8 protein-coding genes are annotated in these 9795 nt (G+C 77.0%); 5 read left to right on the forward strand and 3 right to left on the reverse strand.

Annotated elements, in window-relative coordinates:
- Positions 1–114: 114 nt before the first annotated feature.
- Complete coding sequence (locus tag ACI8AG_RS12190) at positions 115–504, forward strand: DUF3040 domain-containing protein (RefSeq protein WP_456597246.1); 390 nt, start codon at positions 115–117, stop codon at positions 502–504.
- Here ACI8AG_RS12190 and ACI8AG_RS12195 read toward each other — a convergent pair.
- Genes ACI8AG_RS12195 through ACI8AG_RS12205 form a run of 3 tightly spaced genes read right to left on the reverse strand, consistent with a single transcriptional unit; the run spans position 492 to position 5157 of the window.
- Positions 492–2828, reverse strand: coding sequence for a transglutaminase family protein (locus ACI8AG_RS12195; protein WP_456597247.1), 2337 nt, complete (start codon positions 2826–2828; stop codon positions 492–494). The genes ACI8AG_RS12190 and ACI8AG_RS12195 overlap by 13 nt on opposite strands.
- On the reverse strand, positions 2825–4171 hold the full coding sequence (locus ACI8AG_RS12200; RefSeq protein ID WP_456597248.1) for a DUF58 domain-containing protein: 1347 nt from the start codon (positions 4169–4171) through the stop codon (positions 2825–2827). Before ACI8AG_RS12200 ends, ACI8AG_RS12195 begins: the two co-directional genes overlap by 4 nt.
- Positions 4172–4173: 2 nt before the next feature.
- Positions 4174–5157, reverse strand: a complete 984-nt coding sequence (locus tag ACI8AG_RS12205; protein WP_456589473.1) for an AAA family ATPase — start codon at positions 5155–5157, stop codon at positions 4174–4176.
- 226 nt (positions 5158–5383) lie between these two features.
- On the opposite strand from ACI8AG_RS12205, the gene mraZ reads away from it, so the two are divergent.
- The 4 genes from mraZ (at position 5384) to ACI8AG_RS12225 (ending at position 9733) form a co-directional block, all read left to right on the forward strand.
- Positions 5384–5818, forward strand: a complete 435-nt coding sequence (gene mraZ, locus ACI8AG_RS12210; RefSeq protein ID WP_456589472.1) for a division/cell wall cluster transcriptional repressor MraZ — start codon at positions 5384–5386, stop codon at positions 5816–5818.
- A 484-nt stretch (positions 5819–6302) separates the two neighbouring features.
- Positions 6303–7298, forward strand: coding sequence for a 16S rRNA (cytosine(1402)-N(4))-methyltransferase RsmH (gene rsmH / locus ACI8AG_RS12215; protein ID WP_456597249.1), 996 nt, complete (start codon positions 6303–6305; stop codon positions 7296–7298).
- Entirely contained in the window at positions 7295–7885 is a 591-nt protein-coding gene (locus ACI8AG_RS12220; RefSeq protein WP_456597250.1) for a hypothetical protein, read from the forward strand. Before rsmH ends, ACI8AG_RS12220 begins: the two co-directional genes overlap by 4 nt.
- 3 nt (positions 7886–7888) lie before the next feature.
- Positions 7889–9733 (forward strand): peptidoglycan D,D-transpeptidase FtsI family protein, encoded by a 1845-nt coding sequence (locus ACI8AG_RS12225; protein ID WP_456597251.1) that lies wholly within the window; start codon positions 7889–7891, stop codon positions 9731–9733.
- Positions 9734–9795: the final 62 nt, after the last annotated feature.

Consider the following 9795-nt stretch of genomic DNA (forward strand, 5'->3'; position numbering starts at 1 on the left):
GTCGGGCCGGTCACCGTGGCGTCGCCTTTCGCCGCGTCCAATCGGCTCGTATCCTCGGAGATACCGTCGGCGGGAGCCTCCGACGGAACTGGCTCCGCCCATTTGGAGGTCGACGTGCCGCTCTCCGAGCACGAGCAGCGTCTGCTGGAGCAGATCGAGCGCGCCCTCGTCGATGACGACCCGAAGTTCGCATCCTCGGTCCGCACCGGCGATCGCCGTCAGAAGGCTCGCCGCAAACTGCAACTCGGAGCCCTGCTGGTGCTGGTCGGCCTCGCCGTCCTGGTCGCCGGCGCGGTCGCCGAGTCCGTCCCGCTCGGCGTCCTGGGATTCCTGGTCGCCTTCGGCGGTGCCGCCCTCGGGGTGCTGCACTACCGGGGGGCCACCGGCGCGGTCGAGGCCGCCGGGCCGCGCGGCTCCTCGGCCGCCGGCCGTGGTGGCAAGCGCGGGCGGCAGCCGATGAAGAACCGGCTCGAGGAGCGCTTCCGCCGCCGCTACGACCAGTAGCCCTCGCGCGCCGACCTCCCGGCCGCCGTCCGCCCCGGACGGCGGCCGGAGCCGTACCGGGCCCACCGGGCGCCCCGGTCCCGGATCTCGGCCACCAGCGACGCCGGCCACAGCAGCGCCCGCACCCGCACCGCCCGCGGGCGCGCCCCGAGCAGCCCCCGGCGGGCCGTCCGCAGCGCCGTCTGCAGCTCGGCGTCCGGTCGCGCGCTGCCCGGCCGCCCGTAGCTGGCTGCCTCCTCGGCGCGGGCCAGTCGGCGCACGGCCGCCACCGACGACTCCACCGACGGTCCGCCAGGTCCCCGGGTCAGGGTGAGAGCCAGCGCGTCGGCCACCCGGCGCGGGGTCCACGAGGGATGCAGGTGCACGCCCAGGTCCGTGGCGGTGGCGCGCAGCTCCGCCCACGTCCCGCCCCCGGCCAGCCGGCGGCGGCGCTGCAGGGCACGCGCGGAGCCCGGGGCGGCCAGGACGACGGCGCCGAGCGCCAGCAGTCCCGCGCCGATCAGCAGCGGACCCCGGTCGGCCCCGGTCTGCGTCGGGGCGGCGACCTGGGGTGCCGCCTGCGGGAGGCGGTCCGTCCGGGGGGCCGCCGGCGGAGGCGCCACCGACGGCGCGGGGACGGCCGGTGCGGCGTCCAGCCGCTCCTGCGCCGTGGTCCGCGGCGACCAGGGGAGCTCCACCTGCCGGTCGGCGGCCAGCGGCGTGGGGTCGAAGGGCACCCACCCGATCCCCTGGAACCAGACCTCCACCCAGGCGTGGGCGTCGTCGCTGGTGACCAGCCGGGTTCCGTCGGGCAGGACGTCGCCGGGCGTGTACCCCAGCGCCACGCGGGCGGGCAGCCCCGCCTGCCGGACCAGCACGGCCATGGCGCCGGCGTACTGCTCGCAGTAGCCGCGCTTGAACCGCAGAAAGTCCACCAGGTCGTCGCCGCTGGTGCCGGGGGCGGTGGAGAGGCTGTAGACGAACCCGTTGGACCGGTCGGTCAGGTACGCCTGGATGCGCAGCACGCGCTCGTACGGGGTGCCTGCGCCCTCGGTCAGCCCGGCGACCAGGTCGGTGATCGCCGGGTCCAGCTCGGGCAGCGCGCCGAAGCGCTGCTGCAGGGGGTCGTCCGCGGGGAGCGGGGCCGCGCGCGCGAGCAGCTCGTCGGACGGGCGCGGCTCGATCGCGGTCACCCGGTACGCCAGCCCGGCGCTGGTGATCCCGCGGCCGAACACGGTCCCGGTCGCGTCGTCGAAGCGCCACGCGCCGTCCTCGCCGTCCGTGCGGACCGAGAGGGGAGAGGTCGGCACCGGGAGGAACCGGTCGTCGTGGTCCAGCACCTGCACCTCGGCGACCACCTGGCGGGCCGGCTGGCGGGCCGGCGGCGGAGCGAGGAGGTCGTCCTCGGCGACCGAGACCTCGCCGTCGAGGTTGCTCAGCGACCAGCCCTCCACCGGGTCGTACTCGTCGAGCGCCACCGCGCGCAGGTAGCCGGGGTCCTCCACCGAGGTGTCCACGCGCAGCAGCTCGATCGGCTCGGGCAGGGTCAGCTGCCCCCGCAGCTCCGCCGCCGGGTCCAGGGAGGTCCCCGTGGCCGACCCCGCCCCGCCGCCGAGCCCGGTGGCGAACGAACCCTCGGGGAGGGTGGGCACCGCGGTGCCCAGGACGGCGCCCGCCGCCACCGCGACCACGCCGATGCGCACGGCGGTGCCACCGCCGGTGGGTCCCTCCAGGGAGCGGCGCTGGTCGGCCCACAGGAGCACGGCGAAGCCGGCGGCCGGCCCGACCAGCGCCACCAGCCCGATGCCGCCGGTCACCGTCGCCACGGGCACGCACACCAGGGGGAGCAGCGCGGCCCCGGCCACCGCTGCCTGCCGCACGGTGACCGCCAGCAGGTCCACCGCGACGGCCACCAGCCCGACGAACAAGGTGGTGAGGGCGAGCAGGCCGGTCAGCGGGAGCGCGGGCGTGGCCTGCTCCTGGATCTCGGCCGCCCCCGCCCCGAAGACCTCGGCGAGCCGGGCCAGCGCGGCCGGCGTGGGCAGCACCCCGGCCGGCGCGGCATCCGGCACGAACACGGCCGTGAGCACGCAGGCGACGAGGACGAGCTGCCCGACCGGCACCACCACGGGGCCCAGCGCCTCGACCGGCCACGAGCGTGCGCGGTCGCCGGCGAGCCGGGCGACCGCCGCGCGCAGCGCCAGGCCGCCGGCCAGCACGGCGACGACGACCGTCACCACCGGTGGCACCCACGCCCGGCTGGTGAAGACGGGGGAGAGCGCCAGCGCGCCGAGGAGGGTCGCTGCCGCGGCGGCGACCGGGGTGCGGACGTCCGTCGCGGTCATGCCGGCGCCCCGACGGGAGTCCCGGTCAGCGCGGCCCACGCCTCGCCGACGTCCTGCCCGGCCGACGCGGTGGTCACCCGCCAGCCGGCCGCGGCGAGGGCGGCGACGGCCTGGTCGCGCTGGGTCGAGAGCGCGTCCAGCGCGGCACCGGTCGCGCTGCGCCGGCCGCGGCCCGGCTCGCCCCAGGTCGCCACGTCCAGCAGCACGGCGAGGCCGGGCACCGGTCCCTGGCGCAGCCGCACGAGATCGGCCACGTCGTCGGGTCCGACCGCGCCCAGCAGGCAGATCAGCGGCCCGTCGCCGGCGGCGCGGCACGCGGCCGACGCGGCGTCGGACAGGTCGCCGACCCGGGAGGCCCCGACGACGGCCAGCCGGTCCAGGAGCTCCTCGGCACCGAGCGCCGCGGCGCCGGGATCGGGCGTCAGCTCCCCGGTGCTGGTTACGACCCGCAGCCGGGCGCCGCGCCGGGCCAGCGCGACCCCGATGCTGGCCGCCGCCTCGACCAGCCACTCCAGGCTGTCGGCGGGTGGCTGGTCGTCGCCCGGCGGCCCCGGAGCGCGCCGGGAGGCGTCCCACGCCGGAGCCAGCAGGTGCGCGCGCGCCCGGGTGTCCAGCAGCAGGGTGCCCTGGGCGCGCCACGGTTGCTCCTCGAGCCGCACCATGAGCTCGCCGGTGCGCGCGCTCGCCCGCCAGTGCACCCTGCGCAGGTCGTCACCGCGCCGGTACTCGCGGACGCTGACGTCGTCGTCGCCGTGGACGGCGAACGCGCGGTGCGTGCCGTCGTCGCCACCCCGGCCGCCACCCGGGCCACCGCGTCCCAGCGGTCGGACGCGGGGCACCACGACCAGGGGTGCGGTGTCGGAGCCGACGGCGGTGCGCTCGACCAGGCCGAAGGGGTCGACGACCCGCAGCCGCAGCGGCCCCAGCTGGTAGCGACCGCGGTGCCGGCCGACCAGCCGGTACCTGACGGTGGTGCCGGCGCCCGGGGCCAGGCCGGCCACCGTGAACCGGTGCGAGCGGCCCAGCGCCGCCGGCAGCTGCTCGGTCAGCAGCCAGAGCCCGCCGCGCCGCGCGTCGGCGTTCTGCAGCTGCAGCTCGACCTCGGCCGGCGTGCCGCGCGGCACCCGTTGCGGGGTGACGGTGCGCCGGGTGGTGACCCGGAACCGCCCCCGCGCCACGCTGACGGCGGCGAGCAGCGGCAGGACCAGGACGAAGGCGGCCAGCTGCACCAGCGACCGCTCGCCGAGCACCGCCCCCACCAGCCCGAGCGCCAGGCCCCCGGCGAGGAGGCAGCGGCCGCGGGTCGTGAGGGCCCCGACGGACCGGCCGGGAACGCCGCGCACGCTCAGCGCCCGCGGAAGACCGGCACGGAGGCCACCAGCGAGGCCACCACCTGCTCGGCGCTGCGTCGGCCGACCACGGCCTCCCCGCTGAGCAGGAGGCGGTGGGCCAGCACCGGCACGGCGAGGGCCTGGACGTCGTCGGGCAGCACGTGGTCACGCCCGTCGAGGGCGGCGGAGGCGCGGGCGGCCCGCAGGAGCTGCAGGCCGGCGCGCGGGGAGGCGCCCAGGCGCAGGTCGGGTGACCGGCGGGTGGCCTCGACCAGGGCGACGACGTACCGGCGGACGGCCTCGGCGACGTGCACCCGGCCCACGGCGGCGACCAGGGACCGGACGAGGGTGGCGTCGGCCACCGGGCGCAGGGCGGTCAGCGGGTCGGCGGTGGAGCGGTCGTCGAGCATGGCCAGCTCCGCGGCCGGATCGGGATACCCCATGGACACGCGGGCGGTGAACCGGTCGCGCTGGGCCTCGGGGAGGGGGTAGGTGCCCTCCATCTCCAGCGGGTTCTGCGTGGCCATGACCAGGAACGGGCGGGCCAGCTGGTAGCTCACGCCGTCGACGGTGACCTGCCGCTCCTCCATGCACTCCAGCAGCGCCGACTGGGTCTTGGGGGAGGCGCGGTTGATCTCGTCGGCGACGACCAGGTTGGCGAAGATCGCCCCCGGCTTGAACTCGAACGCCCGGGTCTCCTGGTCGTAGACCGCCACCCCCGTCACGTCGCTCGGCAGCAGGTCGGGCGTGAACTGGATGCGCCGGACGCTGGCGTCGACGGCGCCGGCCAGCGCCTTGGCCAGCGTGGTCTTGCCGACCCCGGGCACGTCCTCGATCAGCAGGTGGCCCTCGGCCAGCAGCACGACCAGTGCCAGCCGGACGACGTCCTCCTTGCCCTGGACGACGCGGCTGACCGCGGCCGCGATGCGTGCGCCCTCCGCGGCGACGTCGACCGACGCGTCGGCCGTCCCGTCGGCGGACCGTGTCGCCTCCGTCACCGCTCCACCGTACGTGCGCAGTCGACCCCCCGTCCCGGGCGCGGATCACGGTGCTCCGCGACCCCGGTCGCGAGGGCGTTCCGCGAGGTGGGGGCGGTGGGTCACGACACGGCCTCAGGTGGTGTCCAGTGGGGGCCAGTGGGTTACTGTGTCGCCTGGTGGGGAGGCAGGGTCCCGTCCGGGGGAGCTGCAGAGCCATGGGAGGACCGATGCAGGGGGTGATCCGGTGTTCGTCGGCAGCTACCAGTTGCGCCTCGACGAAAAGGGCCGGCTCGCCCTCCCCGTCCGCTTCCGCGACCAGGTGGCCGACGGCATGGTGATCAAGAAGGGCCAGGAGCGCTGCATCTACGGGCTGACGATGGCCCGGGTCGCCGAGCAGAGCGCCGCGATGGCCGCCATGGCACCCTCCGACACCGCCGCGGCGCGCATGCGCGCCCGCATGAGCTTCGGCTCGATGGTGGAGCTGGAGCCGGACAAGACGGGCCGCATCACCATCCCCGCGAGCCTGCGCGAGTACGCCCACCTGGACCGCGACGTCGTCGTCGTCGGCGTGGACACCCGCTTCGAGATCTGGGACTCCGCGACCTGGGACGCCTACGTGGCCGAGCAGGAGGCCGCCTTCGCCGACATGGAGAGCGAGGGGATGCCGACGCTGTCGTGATCCCGGGATCGCCCCACCCGCTCCCACCGGCCTCCGCGACGCACCCGTTCGAGCCGCCTTCCCCGCGGCTCGACCGGACCGGGCCCCAGCCGCCTTCCCCGCGGCTCGGTCCCACGAGGAGGACCGCACGGATCAGCGGGCCGGCCCCTCGCCGGCAGGGGGTGACCCACCGGCCCCGCGGAACCCCACCTGACGCTCTTCCCCGACGCCAGGCGGAGCCGCGGGGCCGGACACCCCCCCCCGGATCCGGCCTCCCGCCGCCCCACTGCGCTCCACCGGCCCCACTGCGCCCCACCCACCCCACTGCGCCCCACCCACCCCACCGCGCCCCACCCACCCCACCGCGCCCACCCCACCGCGCCCACCCACCTCCTGCCCCCCACCCGCCCGATCCCGCACGCCCCCGCTTCCGCGTCCCCCAGCGGCCGCCCGCGGCGCGGCACCATCGCGGGACCCGTCAGGACCACTCGAGAGGCAGCAGACGATGAGCAGCACCGGACCTGCCGCGGCCCCCGGGCCCGGGCAGCCCCCGGTGCACGTGCCGGTGCTGCTGGACCGGGTCCTCGAGCTCCTCGGCCCGGCGTGCGCCGCCGACGGTGCCGTGATGGTCGACGCGACGCTGGGGCTGGCCGGCCACACCCTCGCGATGCTCGAGGCGCACCCGGGGCTGCGGGTCGTCGGGCTGGACCGCGACCCGGACGCCCGCGCCGAGGCCACCCGACGGATCGAGGCCGCCGGGCACGCCGGGCGCGTGACGGTCGTGCCCGCCGTCTTCGACGAGCTCCCCGAGGTGCTCGACCGGCTCGGCATCGACGAGGTCCAGGGCGTCCTGTTCGACCTCGGGGTCTCCTCGCTCCAGCTGGACCGGCCCGACCGGGGGTTCAGCTACTCCACCGACGCCCCGCTCGACATGCGCATGGACCCGGGCGCGCCCCGGACGGCAGCCGACGTCGTGAACACCTACCCGCCGAAGGACCTCGCGCGCGTGCTGCGGGTCTACGGCGAGGAGCGGTTCGCCTCGCGGATCGCCGCCGCCATCGACCGCGAGCGGGCCCGCGAGCCGTTCACGGGCACCGCCCGGCTGGCCGAGCTCGTCCGCGAGTCCATCCCCGCGGCCACCCGGCGGACCGGTGGCCACCCCGCGAAGCGGACCTTCCAGGCCCTGCGCATCGAGGTCAACGACGAGCTCGGCGCGCTGGAGCGTGCCCTCCCCGCCGCGATCGACGCCCTCGCCGTGGGCGGGCGCGTCGCCGTCATCACCTTCCACTCCTTGGAGGACCGGATCGTGAAGCAGACCCTGGCCGCGGGAGCCGCGGACCGCACCCCGCCGGAGCTGCCGGTGCCGCTCCCGGAGCACGGGCCGGTGCTGCGCCTGCTCACCCGCGGTGGCGAGGCCCCCGGGCCGGAGGAGACGGCCGGCAACTCCCGGGCGGCGTCGGCCCGGGTGCGGGCGGCCGAGCGCATCCGGCGGGCGGCATGACCCGCGCCGCCGCCGTGCGCACGCCCCTGCCGCGCGCCACGGCTCCCCGCACCCCCCACGCCCGGACCGCTCCCTCCCGGGCCACCGGCCCGGCTCCGCGCCCCTCGCCGTCGGGTGCGCGCGGCACCGGCCGCGCCACGCCCCGCCCGGAGCTGCGGCTGGTACCGACCGGTGCCGCCGCCCGGCCGCGCCGGAGCGTGCGGAGCGCCGCGCGTTCCCGCAAGGCGCCGTTCGTCCTCCTGGTCGTCGCGCTCCTCGCGCTCACCACCCTCGGGCTGCTGGTGCTCAACACCGCCATCGCGGTGGACAGCCTGAAGGCGACCCAGATGCGCGGCGAAAACGCCGCGCGCGCCCAGGAGGTGCAGCGGCTGGAGCAGCTCGTGGTGGCCGGCAACACCCCTGCGGACGTCGCGCGGGCGGCGGTGGAGGCCGGGCTGGTCCCGGCCGGCGTCGCCGGCTACCTGGTGCTCGGCCCCGACGGCACCACGACGCTGCGCGGTGCACCCGAGCCCGCCCCCGAGCCCGAGCCGGCACCGCAGCCGGAGCCGGCAGTGCAGCCCGAGCCCGCGCCGCCGGGCGGGAACTGACCCGTGCCGAGCAGCGTCCGCGGACCCGGTGCCCGCGCTCCCCGCCCGTCCCCGGCCGGCCGGGGGGAGACCGGGCCGTTCGTCCCCCGTCGCATCCCCGGTACGCGGCGCAGCGGTGCCGGGCTGTCGGTCGAGCAGCGCGGCCGCCGCAACCGGTGGGGGCTGGCCGTCCTGATCACCCTCCTCGTCGTCGTCGTCGGACGGCTGGTGGTGCTCCAGGGCATCGACGGCGGCTCCTACGCCAGCGCGGCGGAGCAGGACCGGCTGCGCACCATCCCGCTGGCGGCGATCCGCGGCCAGATCCTCGACCGGGACGGCGACCCGCTCGCCTACACCGTCGACGCCTCGAAGGTCGTGGCGGACCCGACCGTGGTCCGGGACCCGGCGCGCACCGCGCTCGCCCTCACCACGCTGCTCGACGTCCCGGTGCCCGAGCTCACCGAGAAGCTCTCCGCCGACAGCCGGTACGTGGTCCTAGCCACCCAGATCGCCCCGGAGACGGCCGACGCGGTCGCGGAGCTGGAGCTCGCCGGCGTCTACCTCCGGGACGACCCGGTGCGGCTCTACCCGTCCGGGGCGGTGGGCGGCCAGGTCGTCGGCTTCGTCGGACGCGAGGGCAACGGGCTGGCCGGCATCGAGCAGGTCTTCGAGGACCAGCTCTCCGGTTCGCCGGGGGAGCGGACCGTGGAGGTCGGCAGCGGCGGTCACCCGATCCCCTCGGGCATCGACGAGGTCACCGAGGCCGTCGACGGCCGGGACGTCACCCTCACCCTCGACCAGGACCTGCAGTTCGTCACCGAGGAGCGGCTGGGGCAGGCCTGTGCCGACGGCGCGACCACCCGGGCCTCGGCGGTGGTCCTGGAGGTGGCGACCGGACGCGTCGCGGCCATGGGCTCCTGCCCCGGGTACGACCCGGGCAGCTACGCCACGACGGACCCCGCCCTGCTGGGCAACCCCGTGGTCTCCGACGTGTTCGAGCCCGGCTCGGTCATGAAGGCGGTGACGCTCGCGGCCGCCGTCGAGGAGGGCGTCGCGACGCCCGACCGGGTGCTGACCGTCGACGGCCAGATCGAGGCCGGCGACCGCGTCGTCAAGGACGCGCACAACCACGACCCCGTCGACTGGACCGTCACCGGCATCCTGGCCAAGTCCAGCAACGTCGGCACGATCATGCTGGCCCGCGAGGTCGGTGACGAGAAGCTCGAGGAGTACCTGCGGGCGTTCGGCGTCGGTGAGAGGACCGGCATCGAGCTGCCCGGCGAGAGCCGCGGCATCCTCCAGGAATCGGGCGAGTGGAGCGAGGTTCGGGCCGCCAACGTGGCCATCGGCCAGGGCGTCTCGGTGACCACGCTGCAGATGGCCTCGGTCTACCAGGCGATCGCCAACGGCGGGGTGCGGGTGGAGCCCCGGATCGTGTCGTCGGTGACCGGCGCCGACGGCCGACCCACGTCGCCCGGGGAGCCGGCCCGGACGCGCGTCGTCAGCGAGTCCACCGCCGAGCAGATGGCCTACATGCTCGAGGCCGTCGTCGGCACGGGCGGCACCGCGCCGCTGGCCCAGGTCGAGGGCTTCCGGGTGGCCGGCAAGACCGGCACCGCGCAGCGCGCCAACCCCGAGTGCAACTGCTACGCCGGCGGCGGCTACGTGACCACGTTCGTCGGGTTCGCCCCGGCGGACGACCCGCAGTACGTCGTCGCGGTGGACCTGGAGCGACCCACCAGCTCGGCCGAGGGCGGCCAGGTGGCCGCGCCCGTGTTCGCCGACATCATGCGGGCCGCGCTCATGGCCGACGGTGTCGTGCCGTCGGGCACCGCGCGCCCCGAGTTCACCCTGACCGGCGCGCCCTGAGGAAGGACCCCGCCGCCCCCCACCGCTCGCGAGCTCGTGGCGGGGCCCTGCAGCGGCGCCCG

Source organism: Blastococcus sp. SYSU DS0552, from assembly GCF_054050815.1.

Coding starts and splice junctions, on each gene's coding strand:
- ACI8AG_RS12195 (WP_456597247.1), bottom strand. CDS start 2,828: ATGACCGCGACGGACGTCCGCACCCCGGTCGCCGCCGCGGCAGCGACC.
- ACI8AG_RS12220 (WP_456597250.1), top strand. CDS start 7,295: ATGACCCGCGCCGCCGCCGTGCGCACGCCCCTGCCGCGCGCCACGGCT.
- rsmH (WP_456597249.1), top strand. CDS start 6,303: ATGAGCAGCACCGGACCTGCCGCGGCCCCCGGGCCCGGGCAGCCCCCG.